The organism is Micromonospora sp. LZ34, assembly GCF_052981855.1.
On the sequence record NZ_JBRIQN010000047.1, the window covers coordinates 26,325 to 45,012 of the forward strand.

Here is an 18,688-nt window from a genome sequence, read left to right on the forward strand (position 1 = left end):
TCGCTTGCATGCGGTGTCGGTGGTTAGAGTAGCGGCACGCTTCACATCCAGCGAGCGAGGCGACAGACCGAATCAGGAGGACCGAATGAAGCGGCCGACGATCTACTCGATCGCCAAGACGTGTGGCGTGTCCGCGTCGACCGTCTCGCGTGCCTTCAGTCGCCCCCACGTGGTCAACGCCGAGCTCCGGGAACGCATCCATGCCATGGCACGGGAGGTGGGCTACCAGCCCAACAAGGCCGCGCGCGGGCTGGTGACCGGACGGACAGGCCTGATCGGTCTGCTCGTCCCGGACATCACCAACCCCTTCTTCCCGCCCCTGGTCCGGGCCATCCAGCAGGCGGCCAGAAATCTGGACGCCTCCGTGCTGCTCGTCGACGCGGAGGAGAGAGCCGCTGCGGAGCCCCAGCTAATCCGGCACCTCGCCGGCCAGGTCGACGGCCTGCTGGTGGCCTCGCCCCGGTCCTCCTCCGCGCTCAATGGCGCGGCGAACGACCTGCCCTGCGTCATCATCAACCGGCGAATCCGCGGATTGCCGGGTGTGATCTGTGACAACACTCGCGCCCTGCAGGCAGCCGGCCGGCATCTGGAGCAGCTCGGGCACCGCAAGGTCGCCCTGATGCGTGGCCCGTCCGCCTCGTGGGCGGCACGCCAGCGCGCCGACGCCATCCACGCGTGGGCGGCCCGGTCCGACGTCACGCTGGTCGACCTGGGGCCCTTCGCGGCGTCGTTCGAGGGTGGGCTGGCCGCGGCGACCGCGCTGCTGGACACGGACTGCACCGCCGCGTTCGCGTTCGACGACCTGATGGCGTGCGGCGTCCTGGCGGGCCTCGCCGAGGCCGGGGTCCGGGTGCCCCAGGAGCGCAGCGTCATCGGCTGCGACGACGTCCTGCTGGCGCGTACTGTCACGCCGGGCCTGACGACCGTGACGGCGCCGATGCAACGGCTCGGGCACGCGGCCGTCGACCTGCTGCAGCGCTGCGACGCGGGCGAGCCGGCCGACGAGATCCGCCTCGACGGCGAGCTCACCATCCGCGCCTCGACCGGCCGCGCCGCCTGACCGCGATCGCCAGCTGTTTGACCCACCCGAGGTTCCTCGCTATCGTCCATGCAACCGATTGCAAAGCTTGAGGAGGCGCAATGGGGATGCCGGCGAGGCTCAGTGCGGACGACGCGACGCTGCACGTAGCAGAGGATCCAGTCCGAGCCGGCGCCGCTGCCGCCCGCACCGCGGCAGACGTCATTCGCGCGGCGATCGACACACGGGGAACGGCCCGGATCGTGCTGGCGGCGGCGCCTTCACAACATGAAATGCTCGAGGCGCTGGTGCAGGACGACTCGATCGACTGGTCCCGCGTGCACGCCTTCCACATGGACGAGTACGTGGGGCTTCCCCCGTCGCACCCCCGAGCGTTCGGCCAGTGGCTGCACGAGCGGCTGTCGGTCGCCGGGCTCGGGTCGTTCGAACGGATGCGCCCGGGCACGGACCCGGCCACCGAAGCCGCCCGGTACGCCACCCTGCTGGCGCAGGCCCCGATCGACCTCACCTGCATGGGAATCGGGGTGAACGGACACATCGCCTTCAACGAGCCCCACGTCGCCCGGTTCGACGACCCCGCCGCCGTGCGGGTGGTCAAACTCGATGCGGCCTCGCGCCAACAGCAGGTCGATGAGGGGCTGTTCGCCGGACTCGAGGACGTACCGATGCAGGCCGTCACGTTGACCGTGCCCACGCTGCTGAGCACGGCCTCGATCGTCGTCACCGTGCACGGCCGGCACAAGGCCGCCGCGCTGAAGCTCGCACTGACCGGACCCATCGACCCGGCCTGCCCCGCGAGCGCGGTCCGGACGCACCGATCGGTGTCGGTTCACGCCGACGCCGCAGCCGCCAGCGACCTGGACGAGCCGTGACCCAGCCCGGGCAGCAGACCCGAGCCGAAGGCCGACTCGCCGACGGGCGCGCCGTGCGAGTGTGGATCACCGGCGACCGCATCTCCGGAATCGAGGACGTCGAGCCGGCGCCGGACCAGCCGGTGATCCTTCCCGGGCTGGTGGACCTGCAGGTCAACGGCTACGAGGGCGTGGACGTCAACGCCGACGACGTCTCGGTCGCGAGTGTCGTGGAACTGACCCGGTCGTTGCTCCGCCACGGCGTCACGTCGTACTGTCCAACGATCATTTCGTCGCCCCAGGATAGGATCCTCTCCACCCTCGCAGTGGTGGCCGCGGCCCGGGCGAGCGACCCGCTGGTCGCCGATGCCGTCGTCGGGGTGCACGTCGAAGGTCCCTATCTGTCGGACGTCGACGGCCCGCGCGGCGCGCATGACAGCCGGTACCTCCGCGATCCGGACCCGCGGGAGCTCGCGCAGTGGCTCGACATCGCCCCGGGCCTGGTGCGCATCGTCACGCTGGCACCGGAACGGCCCGGCGCGGCGGAGTACGTCCGAGCCGCGACGGAGGCAGGGATCGTCGTCGCAGTGGGACACACCGATGCGACGCCGCAGCAGGTGCGGGCGGCGGTCCGCTCGGGAGCGCGGCTCTCCACCCACCTGGGGAACGGGTCGCGGGAAGTCCTGCTCCGGCACCCGAACCACGTGTGGGCGCAGTTGGCAGAAGACGGCCTGATGGCGAGCTTTATCGCCGACGGGCATCACCTCCCGGCCGACACGTTCACCGCGATGGTCCGGGCGAAGGGCGTCGACCGGTCCGTGCTGGTGAGCGACTCAGCGGCCCTCGCGGGCTGTCCGCCCGGCGAGTACCGTACCCCCGTCGGTGGCTCGGTCACCGTGGACGCCGACGGTCGGCTCAACCTGACCGGTACCGGGTTGCTGGCCGGCAGCGGCCGCTCGCTGTTCGAGTGCGTCCGGTGGGCGCTGCGGCACACCAGCTTCGGCCTCGCGGACGTGTGGTCGATGGCGTCGACCGCGCCGGCGCGGCTGCTCGGATCACTCGAGCGGGGAGTCGTCGCCGTGGGAGCCCGGGCGGACCTGGTGCTGGTCTTCGGGCTCGACGGCCCGCGGTCGCACGTCGAACCCCGCCTGGTCTCCACGATCGTGGGCGGCGTGGCGTCGTCCTGACGACCCGCTTTCCCGGTCACCTGTCGCGGTGCAGCCCATCCCTGGCGGCGCGGATCACTCGGCCCCTGGTCGCACCCCGCTGCTCAAACGGTGAGGGCGCGTCGTGCCGGCGAGAGCGGATGAGATCCGTGGAGGCTGTCGTCGGCCACGTCCGGCTGCTGCGTCAAGAGGACCTTGCCGATGTGAGCGCCGCTGTCCAGGTAGCTGTGCGCCGCGAGCGCGTCCGCCATGAGGAACTGTGAATCGACGACGGGCTGGAGTTTCCCGGATTCGATCAACGGCCAGAAGGCCGCTTCGGTGGCCCGGACGATCTCGCCCTTCTCCGCGCGCCCGCGCTGGCGCAGGGATGTGGCATGGATGGTCGCCTGCTTAGCCATGAAGGGCCCGACGTTGAAGCTGCCCTGCCGGCCACCCTGGGATCCGATGATGACGATCCGCCCTTCCCGCGCGAGTAGGTCGACGGTCCGGTCCAGGTTGCTCGGGCCCATGTTGTCGAGGACAAGATCACATCCGCGGCCACCGGTCGCCTCAAGGACCCGGGAGGGCAGATCTTCGTCCCGGTAACTCCAGGCGTCCTCGGCGCCCAGTTCGACACAGAACTTGGCCTTCGCCTCGGTTCCGGCGGTGGCGAAGACGCGACATCCGAGCGCGGCCGCCGCCTGGATGGCGGTCGTACCGATGCCGCTGGCACCGCCCTGTACGAGGATGGTCCTGCCCGGCTGGACCTGGCCCACCATTACCAGGTTGGACCAGACGGTGGCCGCGACCTCTGGCAGCGCGGCGGCGACCGTCGTGGACATGCCCGCGGGCACCGGGAGTGTCAGGGCTTCGTCCACGCAGACGTACTCGGCGTATCCGCCGCCGTCGAGCAGCGCGCACACGCGTTCACCGACTCGACGTGTCGAGACCGCCTCGCCGACTGCGACGATCTCGCCCGCGCACTCGAGGCCGAGAACCGGTGATGCGCCGGCAGGCGGGGGATACAGCCCTTTGCGTTGTAGGACGTCCGCCCTGTTCAGCGCGGAGGCCGCGACGCGGATGAGGACGTCGTTCGTCCCGGGCGTGGGCGTGTCAACCTCTGTCCATTCGAGAGAGCAGTCGCTGGTCACTGTCACCGCGAACATCTGCGAAGTCCTCCGGGGTGGTCGCCTGTAGGGGAAGGTGGCGCGATTGATGGATCAGCTGCAGCTTCTGCGACAGTTCCCCACCGATCTCTCGCAGTCGTCCCTCCGGTAGCCGGTCGGCTGGTCCGGTGACGTTGACGCTGGCGGTTGCCTCGCCGGACGAGTCGAGCACGGGTGCGGCGACGGCATGGGCGCCGGGAATTGTTTCGCCGAAACTGATCGCATACCCGTCGTGGCGTGCCTGCCGCAGGTCGGCGCGGAGCTTCGCCTGATCGAGCCCCGGTGGAGCCTCATTGAGCGCCGATTCGATCTGGTCGGATCGCAGCCAGGCGAGGATTGCCTTGCTCGCCGCAGCCGCTGTCAGCGGGTACGTGTGTCCGATTCCGGATACCACCCGGACGCGGTGTGGACTTTCGAGTTCCAGGACGCAGACCCGGCGGTTTCCCACGCGTACGTGCAGGCCGACGGTCTCCCCGGTCTCTGCTCTGAGGGTTTCGAGGAGGGGGCCGATGTGGGCGAACGCCGAGTGGCCGATGTCGGTCAGCTGCGCCAGCCGGAGCACGGCCGGGCCGACACTGAACCGGCGGGAGACCTCGTCACGTGTGAGGAACCCCCGGTCGGCCAGGGCGAGCGCGATCCGGTGCGCGGTCGGAGCGGTCAGTGACGTCGCCTCGGCGATCTCCGTGATCGTCATTGCGGGTCGTGCCGAGCTGAATGCGTCCAGTACGGCAAGCGCCCGGTACACCGCCTGCGCCCCTGAACGTGCGCCATCGCCGCTCACTCGTCTACCCCCAGGTCAGCTACGTGAAGACCTCTATTGACTGCTGGTGTGGTGCATCTTACAGTGACTCCACCTTGTAGAAGCAACCTCCACATTATGGAAACTTTCGGGAGGCGCCCCATGCGTGGTGGCCGGAGTCGATGGACCACAGGACATGCCCGCGTGCTGCTCGTTGCCGGGCTCGCGCTCGCGGTGAGCGGGTGCGGGGCCGCCTCGGATGCTGGTGGAGGCGGCGACAAGCAGTACGTGATCGGCTCGTGGACGCGCGGCTTCAGCGTCGTTTTGACCGACCGCGTCGCCGAGACGGCCGCGGGCGACGACCAGCTGAAGGTCACCAACTACGCCGACCTCCAGCAGCTGTACACCGACGTGCTCTCCGGTAAAGCCGACATGACCATCGGCGGCCCGGACGTGTTCGCCAGCCAGGCCGCGAAGGGCGCGCCGATCCACATCGCCGCGACGGTCTCGCCGAACTCCACCGCTTTGGTCGGCAAGTCGGAGATCACGTCGGCTGCGCAACTCAAGGGCAAGCGCATCGCCGCGATCACCACCAGCGGCGGGTGGCGCATCACCAAGGCTCTGCTCGCCGACAAGTTCGGGGTCAAGGAGGGCGAGGACTTCGAGGTCGTCAACGTGCCCAACGCCGAGAGCGGCGTGACCCAGGTGGCCGCCGGCACCGCGGACTTCGCGGTCGGCTGGGAACCCGCCGTCACGTCGGCCGTGCGGGCCAACCCCGGGATGAAGGTGGCGTTCAGCTCGTCGGACGCCAAGCCTGGCGAGACCTTCGGCACCGGCTGGCAGCTGGTCCTCGCGGTCCGCGACAACGTCAGCAAGGACGCCGAGCAGCGCGCCGTCGAGCGGCTGCAGGAGGCGGCCCAGTGGCTGAACGAGCACCCCGACGAGGCCGACAAGTACGCCACCAAGCAGGGCTTCAAGGCGGGAACGGCGGCCAACGTGATGCAGCAGTCGGTCCACGCCTTCGTGGTGAAGCCGGTCGACGGTGAGGTCGTGACCCAGCTCAAGGCGCAGCTAGCGCTTATCCACAGGACTGGAACCGACGAGAAGGAGCCGCCGGCGCGGTTCTACGGCGGATCGAACTGACGCACCGACTACCCACAGCTAGGCAGTGAGAGGGGCAGGCCTTGCCCGAGACCGGAACCACCACCCGTCCGATCCGACAAGACAACGACCCGGTGGCACCCCCAGGGCCGGCGCCGGCCGCTGCGACGAGTGGTCGTCTGCGGCGCCTCTCCCCGCGGCGTTCCCACCTGTGGACCGCACTGGTGCTGCTGGTTGTGCTGGCCGGGATCCAGATAGCCAGCCTGTTCATGCCGGAGTACGTCTTCCCGGACCTCCCGGCGATCGGTCAGGCGCTGCTGGAGATTCTGCGCGACGAGCGCGGCGACATCATCGCCACCGTCGCACGGTTCACCGGCGCACTGCTGGGCGCGATGGTCGCCGGCTGGGCAATCGGCCTGCTGATGGGTGCGTTCCGCACCACTGTCGGCGAGCTGCTGCGACCGGTGTTCGGCATCATGCAGGCGGTCCCGGCGTTGTCGTGGATTCTGGTGTCGGTCATCTGGCTGCACAGCGTCGAGGCGCGGATCTTCTTCATCGTCTTTGTCATCGGCGTCCCGTTCTTCGTGGTCGCCGTCTTCGAGGGCATCCGCAACATCGACCACGAACTGATGGAGGGCATTGGCCAGTTCCGGCCGTCCCGCCTGCAGATCCTGCGGGTGCTGTTCGTTCCGCAGTCGCTGACCTACATGCTGATGACCCTCCGCAGCGCCGGCGCGTTCTGCCTGCGGATCCTCGTGTTCGCCGAGCTGATCGGCGCGACGGCTGGCGTCGGGTACTCGATGGGGCTCGCGCAGGCAAACTTCCGGATCGACCTGATCTTCGCCTGGACGGTGGTGTTGATCGTGTTCAACTTCCTCCTCACGGCGGTCGTCGATCTGGCCGAACGGTATCTGCTCAGGTGGCGCAGAGAGGCGGTTGTCCGATGACCGAGGAACCGTTGATCGACATCGATCACGCTTCGGTGAGTTTCGACTCGGTCTGCGCGGTCGACCGGTTCAGCATGCGACTGCGGCCCGGTGAGCGGGTCGCGCTGATGGGCCGGACCGGCGCGGGCAAGTCGACGATCCTGTCCCTGCTGGTCGGTTCGATGCGGCCGACCTCGGGCAGCGTGCGCATCCTCGGCCTGGACCCGTACGCGCAGCACGCCCAGCTCCAGGGCCGGGTCGCCATGGCTTTCCAGACGCCGCGGCTGCTGCCGTGGCGGACCGCGCTCGGCAACGTGGCCGTCGGCCTGGAGATTCTGCGGCGGCCGAAGGCCGAACGACGGCGAATTGCCGAGGAGTGGCTGGGCCGGGTGCACCTGCAGGACGCCCTGCACAAGTACCCGAGCCAGTTGAGTGGCGGGATGCGTCAGCGGGTGTCGCTGGCACGCGCCTTCGCCGTGGAGCCGGAGCTGATCTTCCTCGACGAGAGCTTCTCGGCGCTCGACGAGGTCACCGCCCGCAGCCTGCGAGCCGACTTCGTCGAGCTGTGCGAGTCGACGGGGACATCGGCCGTCATCGTCACGCACAGCATCGAAGAGGCATTCGCCGTGGCCAACCGGGTCATCGTGCTCGGCCGGCCGGCCCGCGTGCTGTGCGAGTACGACGCCGCACCGGTACGGGCGGGCGGTCAGGCGGAGTTGGAGGCGGTCAGCACCGAGATCCGGGCCCGACTGGCCGAGGAGACGACCGTCCCGGCGGGTTGAGCTACGACGGCCAGGTGACCGACATGGACGAGCGGACAGACACAACCGAGGGCACTCGGGTGGGAGCGAGAGGGCGTAAGGATGCGGATTGCGATTGTGGGCGGCGGAATCGGAGGACTGGCCACCGCGGTGTGCCTGGAGCGGCAAGGCTTCGATGACATCGTCCTGCTGGAGCAGGCGCCCGAGTTCACGGAGATCGGCGCCGGTATCCAGGTCTCCAACAACGGCGCCCGTCTGCTGCGCCACCTCGGACTGGAGAACGAGCTGCGGGCGCGGGGCGTCGTCAGCCGGGGCAACTACTACTACGACATCGAAGACGGCGAGCTGATCCTGGAGACCCGTGCCGGCGAGTGGGGTGAGAAGACCTACGGGGCGCCGTTCTTCCACATCCACCGCCACCACCTCCTCGACATCCTGCACAAGGCCGTCGTGCGGACCCGGCTGCGGCTGGGCACCGCCGTCACCGGGGTGGAGCAGGACGACCACGTCGTCCGGCTCACCACCGCCGCGGGTGACGTCGTCGAGGCGGACGTCGTCATCGGAGCCGACGGCATCCGATCGACCCTACGCGCCGAGCTTTTCGACACTGCACAACCGGACGCCTCCGGTTACGTGTGCTGGCGGGCGCTCATCCCGCGGGAGCGGCTCGAGGGCGTGGACGTTCCCCCGAGCTGCACGGCGTGGTGGGGGCCCGACCGCAGCGGTGTTGTCTTCTGGGTCAACGGCGGTACCCACATGAACTTCGTCGGGACCGTACCGTCCGGCGAGGTCCGCTCCGAGGCGTGGGAGTCCCGCGGAGACATCGAGGACCTGCGGCGTTCCTACGCGGGCGCGACGGAGCCGCTGGCCACCATTGTGAACGCCATCGAGACCCCGTTCATCACCGGCATCTTCACCCGGCCGCTGCTGGAGCAGTGGACAGTGGGACGGATTGCGCTGCTGGGTGACGCGGCGCACCCGATCTGGCCGTTCCTGGCCAACGGCGCCACCCAGGCGCTCGAGGACGCCTACGTGCTGTCGCGGTGTCTCGCCCGCGGCTCGGTTGATGCCGTCGCCGAGTCCCTGCGCGAGTTCCAGCAGCGCCGGTGGGGCCGGGTGGCGGAGGTCGCCCGGGTCTCGCAGGAGATGGCGACCGTCTACCACCTCAGCGACCCCGCCGCTATCGCCAGGCGCAACGAGCAGATGCGCGAACGCGCCAAGACCGACCCGTACGGCCAGTGGCTGCGCGGCTGGCTGTGGGGCTACGACGTGGTCGCGGCGGCCGATGCCCCGCTCCACGTTGCGGCGGTGGCTGAGGCACCGACCCTCGTCTGAACCGGGAAAGGATGACAACACGATGAGGGACATCGGCCAGCTCGTGGCCCGGTCAGCCCAGCGGTACGGCACCCGGGTGGCGGTGGACGGGCCCGAGGGCAGCCTGACCTTCGCCGAGCTCGGCGACCGGGTCATCCGGCTGGCGAACGCGCTGCGCGCCATGGGGCTGCGGCCAGGCGACCGAGTGCTCGACCTGCAGTCCAACCAGAGCCGCTACGTCGAGACCGACCTGGCCATCCGCAGCGCCGGCCTGGTGCGTGTCGCGCTCAACTACCGGCTGCACCCTGACGACTGGGGGCGGATCGCCGACGACTGCCGCGCAGCGGCGCTCATCTACGACGCCCGCTTCGCCGAGCAGGCAGAGTCTCTGTGCTCGGGCTTCCCTGGCCGACTCGTCGTCGTCGGCGACGGCCCCGGCACGCCGTACGAACGGCTGCTGGCAGATGCGAGCATCGCGGCGCTGGCGCCCCTCAACGTCGACGCACTGTGCGGGCTGCACTATTCGAGCGGCACCACCGGCCACCCGAAGGGTGCCCTGCGTACCCACCGCAACTGGTTCGCCAGCCTGGTGAACATGAGCTACGACGTGCTCGGCGAACGCCCCGGCCCCGACGACGTCTACGTGCACGCCGGGCCGATCACCCACACCAGCGGCCTGTTCGTCCTGCCGTTCCTGGTGGCCGGCGCGACCCAGCTGATCCTGCCGTCGTGGGACCCGGACGCCTTCGTTGCGGCGGTGGAACATCGGGGCGCCACCCACACCGCGCTCGTCCCGACGATGGTCGCCCGGCTGCTCGCCCGGCCCGACATCGACCGCCGGCGGCTGGCCGGGCTGAAGATGCTCGGTTACGCCGGCGCCCCGATGCCCCCGGAGCAGATGCGCCAGGCGTACGAGCGCCTCACCCCGCACCTCGTGCAGTACTACGGCCTGGTGGAGGCGATCCCTCCGGTCACGGTGCTCGACGCGGACGATCACGCGCGGGGCCTCACCGACGACCCACAGCTGCTCACCTCGGCCGGTCGGCCCGCGCTGGGCGTGGAACTGGCCGTGGTGGACGGGTCTGGCCGGCGGCTGCCCGCCGGCGAGATCGGCGAGGTCATCACCCGCGGCGACCATGTGATGCGCGGCTACTGGAACGCCGAGGGCCGCGACGACCTGTCCAAGGCGGTCCACGACGGTTGGCTGCACACCGGCGACCTCGGCTGGCTCGACGCAGAGAGCCGGCTCTACCTCGTCGACCGCAAGGGCGACATGATCATTTCCGGCGGCTACAACATCTACCCCCGCGAGGTGGAGGACGTCATCGCGGAGGTGCCCGGCGTCGCCGAGGTCGCGGTCCTCGGCGTCGACGATCCGGACTGGGGACAGCGGGTCACCGCGCTCTACACCGTGCACGACGCGGCCGCCGTCACCGACGAACAGGTGCTCGAGCACTGCCGCCGCCGGCTGTCGTCGTACAAGAAACCCAAGGAGCTGCGCCGGGTCGACAGCCTTCCACTCAGCTCCACGGGAAAGATCGCCAAGAAGGTCCTCCGCGAGCGCCTCGCCACCGAGGCGGCTGGCCAGTGATGCGCCGACTGAAAGTCGACTACGCCCCGGCCGGGGCTGAGCGACCCGGTGAGTACCCCTACACGCGCGGGGTCTCGGCCGAGCCCAAGCCCTGGATCATGGGCCAGTACGCGGGGTTCGGCACCGCGGCCGACTCGAACCGTCGCTTCAAAGCGCTGCTGGAAGCCGGGGTGACCGGCTTCTCCGTCGCGCTGGATCTGCCCACCCAGATGGGCCTGGACTCTGACGACCCCCGGGCGCTTGGCGAGGTCGGCCGGGTCGGCGTCGCCATCGACTCGCTGGCCGACATCGAGATCCTCATGGACGGCATCCCACTGGAGTCCATCTCCCAGGTACGCACCACCGCCAACTCCGTGGGCTACGTGTGGGCGGCGATGTTCGTCGCGCTGGCCGAGAAGCGCGGGGTAGACCCGGGCGAGTTCGGCATGTTCATCCAGAACGACGTGCTCAAGGAGTTCATCGCCCGCGGCACCCAGATCTTCCCGCCCGAGCCGTCGCTGCGCCTGGCGGTCGACACCATCGAGTACGTCGCCCGCAAGGTCCCGACCTGGGTGCCGTTGGCCATGTCCGGCTACCACATCCGGGAATCCGGCGCCGACGCCGTCCAGGAGATCGCCTTCACGTTCGCCAACGCCCGTGCGTACCTCGACGAAGCGGTCCGGCGTGGGGTGTCGGTCGACGAGGTCGCGCCGACGCTGTTCACGTTCCTCGCCATCACCATGGACTTCCTGCCCGAGGTGGCGAAGCTCCGCGCGGCGCGCCGGGTCTGGGCCCGGCTCATGCGAGACACCTACGGCACCCGCGATCCACGGTCCCAGCAACTGCGCGTTTTCGCGTTCACCGCCGGCTCGACGCTGACCGCCCAGCAGCCACTGAACAACGTGGCACGAACGACGGTCGAGACGCTCACCGCCGCGCTGGCCGGCGTGCAGACCCTGCACGTATCCGCCTACGACGAGGCGCTTGGGGTCCCCACCGAGGCAGCCGCGACCCTCGCGCTGCGCACCCAGCAGGTCGTGGCGAACGAGACCGGCCTCGTGGACACCCTCGACCCACTGGCCGGCTCCTACGCCGTCGAGTCGCTCACCGACGACCTCGAACGGCGCATCGACGACGAGATGAACCGCATCGAACAGCGCGGCGGCGCGCTGGCGTGTATCGAGTCCGGATGGTTCGCACGCGAACTGTCCGACGCGGCCTACGCCTACGCCCGAGAGATCGAGACCGGCGAGCGGATCGTCGTGGGCGTCAACCGGTACCCGGCCCAGACCGAACCGCTGGACGTGTTCCGGGTCGACCCCGCACTGGAAAAGGCCCAGGTGCGGTCGCTGGCCGCACTGCGGGAACGCCGCGACGCTCGGGCTGTTGCCGCGGCCCTCGACGACCTCACCGCCGCAGCCGAAGCCGGCGACAACATCATGCCGGCATGCATCGACGCCGTCCGCGCGTACGCGACGGTGGGGGAGATGGTCGCCCGACTCCGCACCGTCCACGGCCCGTGGACACCGAGCACCTCCTACTGACCGCCGATGTTCAGCTACCAGCTGCTCCTCGTCGTCGGGATCGCCGCCTGCGTCGGCGCGATCGTGCAGAGCTGCGTGGGCTTCGGCCTGGGGGTCGTGGCAGCGCCTGTCATCACCGTCGCCGACCCGTCCCTGATGCCCGCTTCTTTGCTGGTCATCAACGGCATCCTGCCACTGCTGACCCTGGCCTGGGAGTGGAAGCACATCGACTTTCCCGGCCTCGGTTGGGCGCTGCTCGGACGCATCCCCGGCACGATCTGCGGCGTCTGGCTGATCGCCGCGTTTCCCGGACGCGGCATGGAGGCCATCGTCGCCATGACGGTGCTGGTGGCCGTGGGCATCAGCCTGCTACCCGTGCATGTGCCCCGCACCCGCCTGACCCTGTCCGTCGCCGGCAGCGTCGCCGCGGTCACCGGCACCACGGCCGCCATCGGCGGACCGCCGATGGCGCTCATCTACCAGCGGGCGGGCGGCGCCACGCTACGCGCCACCCTCGGAGCGTTCTTCATCGTCGGCGCAGCCGGCTCACTGGGCATGCTCCAACTGGTCGGCCACCTCGAACACCGCTCGGTCATCGGCGGCCTGGTCATGCTCCCGTTCGTCGCGATCGGCTTCGCACTGGCCGCCCCGCTGCGGCGGCACCTCGACTCGGGAAGGATCCGGCCCGCCGTGCTCGCCGTCGCCGCCTGTGCCGCCACGGCCCTGCTCATCAGGGCCGCGACATGAACCGAGCACCGCACACCGACAACACCGCGCGACGGTACGCCGTGAGGCGGTCCCGGCGAACACAACGGAAAGGACCTGAAGTGGCCGACGTCTTCATCCTCGATGCCGCTCGTACGCCCATCGGTCGCTACGGCGGCGCACTGGCGGACGTACGCCCCGACGACCTCGCCGCCCATGTCGTGCGAGCCCTCGTCGACCGGTCCCCAGACCTCGACCCGGTCATGATCGACGAGGTCGTCTTCGGCAACGCCAACGGTGCGGGTGAAGACAACCGCAACGTCGCCCGGATGGCTGTCCTGCTCGCCGGCCTACCGACGGCCGTACCCGGCGTGACAGTCAACCGGCTGTGCGGATCGGGGCTGGAGGCCGTCGTGCAGGCCGCACGCGCGGTCGAGACCGGTGATGCTTCGCTCGCGCTGGCCGGCGGAGTCGAGTCCATGAGCCGCGCGCCGTGGGTACTGCCCAAACCCGCCCGAGCCTTCCCGCGTGGGCACGAGACGCTGTATTCGACGACCCTGGGCTGGCGCATGGTCAACCCGCGCATGCCGCAGGAGTGGACGATCAGTCTCGGTGAGGGCGCGGAACTGATGGCCGACATCTACGGCATCTCCCGGGAGGCCCAGGACGCCTTCGCGTTGCGCAGCCACACCCGCGCTGCGGCGGCGTGGAAGAACGGGGTCTACGACGGCGAGGTCGTGCCCGTCGACGGAACCGCGCTGACCAGCGACGAGGGCGTCCGCGCGAACGCCACGGGCCAGGCGCTGGCCGGGCTCCAACCGGTCTTCCGTGCGGACGGGACGGTAACCGCGGGCAACTCCTCCCCACTCAACGACGGGGCGGCCGGCCTGTTGCTGGGCGACGAGGTCGCCGCAGGCCGCATCGGCCGTGAGCCGCTGGCCCGTATCGCCGGCCGGGCAGCCACCGCCGTCGACCCCCACATGTTCGGGATCGGCCCCGTACAGGCCGCACATACCGCGTTGGAGCGCGCCGGCATCGGCTGGGACGACCTGTCCGTAGTCGAGCTCAACGAGGCGTTCGCGGCGCAGGCCCTGGCCTGCCTCGCCGAGTGGAAGGACCTCGACCCGGAGATCGTGAACCCCAACGGCGGCGCCATCGCCATCGGTCATCCACTCGGCGCCTCGGGCGCCCGCATTCTCGGTAGCCTCGCCCACGAGCTCCGCCGCCGTGGCGGCGGCTGGGGTCTCGCCGCACTCTGCATCGGCGCCGGTCAAGGGCTCGCCGTCGTACTCGAGGCGTGCGGATGACCACACCTATGCAGCCACACCGACCAGTGCACCGCGACCACGAGCAGGAGGAAGGCTTGCTGAGCGCCGCCTACCCCACGCACGACCCCGCCGGCCGCGACCCAGTCGACGTCCACGCCGTTGTGGAGGGCCCCGACGATGCCCCTGTACTCGTTCTGTCCCCAAGCCTCGGCAGCACCCACGCCATGTGGGAGCCGCAAGCGGTAGCGCTGCGCGATCGGTTCCGCGTGGTGCGCTACGACCATCGCGGCCACGGCGGGTCACCCGTACCGCCCGGACCTTATGAGCTGGCCGATCTAGGCGTCGACGTACTGCGGTTGCTCGACAAGCTGGAGATCTCAGCGGCTCACTTCTGCGGGCTCTCCCTAGGCGGCATGACCGGTATGTGGCTCGCGGCGCACGCCCCCGAACGGGTCCGCCGGCTCGTCCTGTGCTGCACATCCGCCCGCCTCGGACCACCGCAGTTCTGGGCGGAACGGGCGGACATGGTTCGCCGTGAGGGAACCGCAGCGGTGGCCGATGGCGTCGTGACGAGATGGTTCACACCCGGCTGGGTGCAGGCGCACCCCGAGACCGCCCGCAACATGCGAGCGATGGTGGCGGCTACACCAGCAGAAGGCTACGCATCCTGCTGCAACGCGATCCAATCCATGGATTTGACCGACCTCCTGCCTCGTATCCGCGCCAAGACACTCGTCATCGCAGGTCACGAGGATCCGTCCATCCCACCGGAGCACGGTCGCGCGGTCGCCGCGAGCATCCGGGGCGCACGCCTCGAGGTGCTCTCGCCGGCCGCGCACCTCGCCAACGTCGAGCAGCGAGAAGCCGTCACCGGTCTCCTTCTTGAACATCTGCTCGGGGAGGAGGAGTGATCGAAGGCACGTTCCTGTGTTCAGCACGTACGACGTCAATCGGTGCACCAGCGGCCGGCACCGGAATCGACGTCCACGGGACAATTCCCCGGCGCACCGCTCCGGGCGCCGCGCCCGACATCGCGTTGGGCCCAGATCACAGGTAGCCGTGGTGCCCCGCGAGTCTGGCCGACCCGTCCGCAAGTTAAACCGCTGACGTCAAACGCCTGATCCATCGGCAAGCCGACGGAGCGTCGATCGGAGGATGGGGAGGGTGAGCCGCAGTGCGAACGCGGTGAGCGACACGCCCCACCAGCTGACGGCGACGAGGTACCCGAGGAGCAGCGTGCTGCTGGTGTTGGAGGTGAAGACGAGCGCGTAGCCGATGGCCAGGCCGGGTGTGGTGATGAGGCGGGTGGTGCGGCTGGCGGTCAGGGCGGTCGCAGCGCCGAGGAGTGCGGCTCCGGCGCTGCCAACGAGTCCGGGCATGCCGGGCGTGTCCGGACGCGCCGCACCCCTGTCCTGCGGCGCGCCCGGGCATGGGTGGCCGGTCAGTTCAGGTCGACCCGGATCAGGTTGACGCCCCGGGTGGTGAAGAGGGCTCGCACCCCGTCAGTGACCACTTCGGGGGCACCGAACCAGGACTGGTTGAGCCCTTCCGCGAGCACGCTCAGCTTCGGCTCGCGCCGGCTGACCCGGACCGTCCACAGCCGGCTGCCGTCGGTGCCGAAGACCCGGTCGTCGATCACCGCCAGCTTCCCGCCGACCGTGCCGACGTCGACCCGCCAGAGCACCTCCTGGGTGCGCGGGTCCATGGCGAACAGTTCGCCGTCGCGGGTCACGCTGACCAGCACCCGGCCGATCAGCTTGAGGTCGACGATCACCGCGCCCGCGGTCGGCTCGACGAGCCACGCCAGCCGCTCGGTGCGGTAGTCGAAGTAGCCGAGTTTCGCCCGGCTGGTCGTCGGTGTGGTGCCGTAGCCGTTGATGATGCTGCCGCCGAGGAAGACGCCGTGCGGGTCGGGGCAAATGGACTGCACGGTCTGGTCCGGCAGGATGCCCCGCCAGCTGCGGAACCGCTGGCCGTCCCAGATATTGAGGGCGCCCTCCCAGCGGCCGTAGTCCGGCTCGCTGGACATCAGCACCAGGCCTCGGTGCGGATCGACGGTCAATGACGTCGGACGGGTCTGCTCCTGGTCGGCGTCGACCCGCGCCACCTCGGTCACCGTCCGCCCGCCGGGCGGCAGGGTGAGGTAGCGGGCCAGGGTGTACACCCCCATGTGCACGACGCCGCCGTAGGCCTCCATGTCCTTGGCCTCGCCGCCGAAGGGCACCCGGAAGGTGGCGAAGGCGGGGGTGACCTCGGTGGAGACGACCTGCACGCCGAGGGTGCCTCCGACGACGATCCGGTCCCCGGCGTGGCACAGCGACATCGGCCGCTCCGGGGTCGGGGCGAGCTCCGGCGAGCTCATGTCCAGCGCCTCCGTGGCGCGGGTGTCCAGGTCGTAGAGAATGCCGCCGGCACCCTGCACCGCCCAGAGCCGGCCGTCGTCGAGGAAGCCGATCCGCACGTTCGAGGCCTCCGCCACCGGCACCCCGACCAGGGTGGGCGTGCTGTCGCCGAGGCGGAAGCGGTAGAGCGACCCGCTCGGGCGGGTGGTGTAGAAGATCTCGTCGCCGCGGCTGGTGATGCCGACGACGAACGAATCGTTGGGTGTCTTGAGGATTTGGTAGCGGCTGGGGTCGCGGGTGTCGAGCACAAGGATCTCGGCGGTGGGCGAGATGCCCACCAGGAGGTGGTCGCCGGCGAGGTGACAGACCGCGCCGAAGGTGCGGTCGCGCAGCTCGGCCGGGAGAATGTCGGTGCGGGTTCCGCTGGCCCGGTCGTAGGCGACCAGTCCGGCGTGGGAGCCGATGCCGCAGTAGACGGTGGTGTCGGTGGCCACCAGGTCGCGGACGTAGGTGTCGTCGGGGTCCATCCGGCCGTGGTCGGTGGCGTGGCCGGTCGCCGGGTCGTACTCCCAGAGCCGTGCCAAGGGGTAGGTGCCGACGAAGATCTTGCCGTCGGGGGAGGCCTTGGTGGTCCAGCCGACCTCCTCGCCAAGGTCGAGCACCTGGGTCACGTCGAGGGTGCGGGTATCCACCCGGAACAGCAGCCCCGGAGAGTACGAGGAAACGAAGACGTCGGTGCCGACAGCGTCGATTCCCCAGATGCCGGGCACTCCCGGAATGAGCGCGGTCTTGGTGATCCGGCGCTGGGTCAGGTCGTACGCGGCGACCCGGGTCGGCAGGATCTGACGGGTGGCGAACCAGATCTCGTTGCCTACCCGGACGCCGTTGCCGAAGTTGAGCACCCGTGAGGCCGGGCCGAGGTCGCTGATCGCCACGCGGATCGGTTCGGCGAGTTCGTCATCGGATGCGGCGTGGGCCGCCCGTGGCAGTACGGCTCCTGCCGTTACTGCGCCGAGGCCGGCGAGCACGGCCCGCCGCGAGAGACTTCCCGACATCGTGCGTCCTTCCGGGTGACCGGTCTCGAGGAAGCCCGTAGCCGTGGGGAATTACGGCCCGGACCGTTAATGGAGGAACCCTAGAGCAGGGAGTTACCGCCGTCAACGGTGCGACGCCGACGGTTCGCCGCGCCCCCGTGCCGCGGCCACCCGTGCGGGCAGAAGTGGTACGCGGTGTGGCCCTCTGGCGCAATCACCCGCCGCACGAGGCACCCTTCCGCTTTTTCGGGCTTCGCTTCGAAGTCCTCGACCTCCAGCCGCCAGGCCACCGCCGACGGATTCTCCGGCCGGGTCATGTGCGGTCCTCGCCTACCTGGCGGCCTCGGCGCAGTCGGCGGGTCGGCCGGTTCGGGGGAACTCATCCAAATCTCCTCATGTCAACCATCCGCCGGTTCGGCGTGCGGCGCCTGCCGGCGTCGGTCGCCGCGGGCGCGGGGCGGAACCGTGCGCTCGGATGCGGCCGGTGACTGGCCCACGTCGTGGCGCTCGATCAGCCCGGCGAGCCGCCGCAGCCCCCGGTGCGCGGCGATCCGCACGGCGCCGGCGCGCCGCCCGAGCACCCGCCCGGCGGTGCCGGCGTCCAGGCCCATGACGGCTCGGAGCAGGACCGCTTCGGCCTCCCGGGGCGGTAGCGTGGCGATCAGCGCGAGCGCGGCCTCGGTGCCGATAGTCTCTCCGGCTCGCTCGGCGGTGTCGGCGTCGGCGGCCAGCCCGCTGAGCGCCTGCACCGGCACTGGCAACGACGGCCGGCGGCGCTGCCAGCGGATGTGGTCCATAGCCCGGTTCCGGGCGATGGTGACCGTCCAGGCGCGGAACTCGCCGCCGGTGAAGCTGGGCATGTCCCGGGAGATCTGCAACCACGTCTCCGACGCCACGTCTTCCGCGTCGGCGCCGACCAGGGCGGTCAGGTACCGGAGCAGGCCCGGCTGGAGGGTCCGGTAGAGGAAGCGGAAGGCGTCCTCGTCACCGGCCTGCGCCGCGGCGACGGCCTCGCTCAGCTCACCGGGCATGCCGTGCCCGCTCTCAGGATATGGCGGACTGGCGGACGCCCGAGCCGGTGCACGCGATGCTTGCCTGGTCTGTTGACCGGACGTGATACCGCACTGCTAGGGCCTGTGTCGAAGTCGGTCACAGCCACTCGCTGATCGCGGCGACGTGCACGGTGGCTTCGTAGCGCACGGCG

General features: G+C 70.1%; 18 protein-coding genes. 12 read left to right on the forward strand and 6 right to left on the reverse strand.

All coding sequences use genetic code 11. The features are described from left to right. Nucleotides 1-85: 85 nt before the first annotated feature. The 3 genes from ACVCAH_RS31200 to ACVCAH_RS31210 all read left to right on the forward strand — a co-directional run bounded on the left by ACVCAH_RS31200 (nucleotide 86) and on the right by ACVCAH_RS31210 (nucleotide 3,077). Nucleotides 86-1,060, forward strand: a complete 975-nt coding sequence (locus tag ACVCAH_RS31200; protein ID WP_447139822.1) for a LacI family DNA-binding transcriptional regulator — start codon at nucleotides 86-88, stop codon at nucleotides 1,058-1,060. An 80-nt stretch (nucleotides 1,061-1,140) separates the two neighbouring features. Beyond that, nucleotides 1,141-1,911, forward strand: coding sequence for a 6-phosphogluconolactonase (locus tag ACVCAH_RS31205; RefSeq protein WP_447139823.1), 771 nt, complete (start codon nucleotides 1,141-1,143; stop codon nucleotides 1,909-1,911). After that, nucleotides 1,908-3,077, forward strand: coding sequence for an N-acetylglucosamine-6-phosphate deacetylase (locus ACVCAH_RS31210; RefSeq protein ID WP_447139824.1), 1,170 nt, complete (start codon nucleotides 1,908-1,910; stop codon nucleotides 3,075-3,077). The genes ACVCAH_RS31205 and ACVCAH_RS31210 overlap by 4 nt, the downstream gene beginning before the upstream one ends. 83 nt (nucleotides 3,078-3,160) lie before the next feature. On the opposite strand, the gene ACVCAH_RS31215 is transcribed toward ACVCAH_RS31210, so the two are convergent. Further along, complete coding sequence (locus ACVCAH_RS31215; protein ID WP_447139825.1) at nucleotides 3,161-4,201, reverse strand: NAD(P)H-quinone oxidoreductase; 1,041 nt, start codon at nucleotides 4,199-4,201, stop codon at nucleotides 3,161-3,163. Then, the gene (locus tag ACVCAH_RS31220; RefSeq protein WP_447139826.1) at nucleotides 4,149-4,982 is read right to left on the reverse strand and encodes an IclR family transcriptional regulator; all 834 of its coding nucleotides are present in this window, start codon (nucleotides 4,980-4,982) and stop codon (nucleotides 4,149-4,151) included. The genes ACVCAH_RS31215 and ACVCAH_RS31220 overlap by 53 nt, the downstream gene beginning before the upstream one ends. A 162-nt stretch (nucleotides 4,983-5,144) precedes the next feature. On the opposite strand from ACVCAH_RS31220, the gene ACVCAH_RS31225 reads away from it, so the two are divergent. From ACVCAH_RS31225 to pcaD, 9 genes are all read left to right on the forward strand, one after another. Continuing rightward, nucleotides 5,145-6,083 carry an ABC transporter substrate-binding protein gene (locus ACVCAH_RS31225; protein ID WP_447139827.1) on the forward strand — a complete coding sequence of 313 codons (939 nt, stop codon included), beginning with the start codon at nucleotides 5,145-5,147 and terminating at the stop codon, nucleotides 6,081-6,083. 182 nt (nucleotides 6,084-6,265) lie between these two features. After that, nucleotides 6,266-6,988 carry an ABC transporter permease gene (locus tag ACVCAH_RS31230; RefSeq protein ID WP_447139828.1) on the forward strand — a complete coding sequence of 241 codons (723 nt, stop codon included), beginning with the start codon at nucleotides 6,266-6,268 and terminating at the stop codon, nucleotides 6,986-6,988. Further along, a complete protein-coding gene (locus ACVCAH_RS31235; protein ID WP_447139829.1) occupies nucleotides 6,985-7,749 on the forward strand; it encodes an ABC transporter ATP-binding protein in 765 nt (254 codons plus the stop codon). Before ACVCAH_RS31230 ends, ACVCAH_RS31235 begins: the two co-directional genes overlap by 4 nt. An 81-nt stretch (nucleotides 7,750-7,830) precedes the next feature. Continuing rightward, complete coding sequence (locus ACVCAH_RS31240; protein WP_447139830.1) at nucleotides 7,831-9,063, forward strand: FAD-dependent monooxygenase; 1,233 nt, start codon at nucleotides 7,831-7,833, stop codon at nucleotides 9,061-9,063. Between the two features lie 22 nt (nucleotides 9,064-9,085). Then, nucleotides 9,086-10,633, forward strand: coding sequence for an AMP-binding protein (locus ACVCAH_RS31245; RefSeq protein ID WP_447139831.1), 1,548 nt, complete (start codon nucleotides 9,086-9,088; stop codon nucleotides 10,631-10,633). Beyond that, nucleotides 10,633-12,156 carry an acyl-CoA mutase large subunit family protein gene (locus ACVCAH_RS31250; protein WP_447139832.1) on the forward strand — a complete coding sequence of 508 codons (1,524 nt, stop codon included), beginning with the start codon at nucleotides 10,633-10,635 and terminating at the stop codon, nucleotides 12,154-12,156. The genes ACVCAH_RS31245 and ACVCAH_RS31250 overlap by 1 nt, the downstream gene beginning before the upstream one ends. 6 nt (nucleotides 12,157-12,162) lie before the next feature. Then, nucleotides 12,163-12,882: a sulfite exporter TauE/SafE family protein gene (locus ACVCAH_RS31255; protein WP_447139833.1), complete on the forward strand. Its 720-nt coding sequence runs from the start codon at nucleotides 12,163-12,165 to the stop codon at nucleotides 12,880-12,882. A gap of 80 nt (nucleotides 12,883-12,962) precedes the next feature. After that, nucleotides 12,963-14,147: a thiolase family protein gene (locus tag ACVCAH_RS31260; RefSeq protein WP_447139834.1), complete on the forward strand. Its 1,185-nt coding sequence runs from the start codon at nucleotides 12,963-12,965 to the stop codon at nucleotides 14,145-14,147. Between the two features lie 56 nt (nucleotides 14,148-14,203). Then, complete coding sequence (pcaD, locus tag ACVCAH_RS31265) at nucleotides 14,204-15,019, forward strand: 3-oxoadipate enol-lactonase (protein ID WP_447139835.1); 816 nt, start codon at nucleotides 14,204-14,206, stop codon at nucleotides 15,017-15,019. A 198-nt stretch (nucleotides 15,020-15,217) separates the two neighbouring features. Here pcaD and ACVCAH_RS31270 read toward each other — a convergent pair whose 3' ends face one another. From ACVCAH_RS31270 to ACVCAH_RS31285, 4 genes are all read right to left on the reverse strand, one after another. Beyond that, complete coding sequence (locus tag ACVCAH_RS31270) at nucleotides 15,218-15,487, reverse strand: hypothetical protein (protein ID WP_447139836.1); 270 nt, start codon at nucleotides 15,485-15,487, stop codon at nucleotides 15,218-15,220. A gap of 62 nt (nucleotides 15,488-15,549) precedes the next feature. Further along, nucleotides 15,550-17,505, reverse strand: coding sequence for a hypothetical protein (locus ACVCAH_RS31275; RefSeq protein WP_447139837.1), 1,956 nt, complete (start codon nucleotides 17,503-17,505; stop codon nucleotides 15,550-15,552). An 80-nt stretch (nucleotides 17,506-17,585) separates the two neighbouring features. Beyond that, a complete protein-coding gene (locus ACVCAH_RS31280; protein WP_447139838.1) occupies nucleotides 17,586-17,801 on the reverse strand; it encodes a hypothetical protein in 216 nt (71 codons plus the stop codon). An 81-nt stretch (nucleotides 17,802-17,882) separates the two neighbouring features. Further along, nucleotides 17,883-18,515, reverse strand: a complete 633-nt coding sequence (locus tag ACVCAH_RS31285) for an RNA polymerase sigma factor (protein ID WP_447139839.1) — start codon at nucleotides 18,513-18,515, stop codon at nucleotides 17,883-17,885. Nucleotides 18,516-18,688 lie beyond the last annotated feature (173 nt).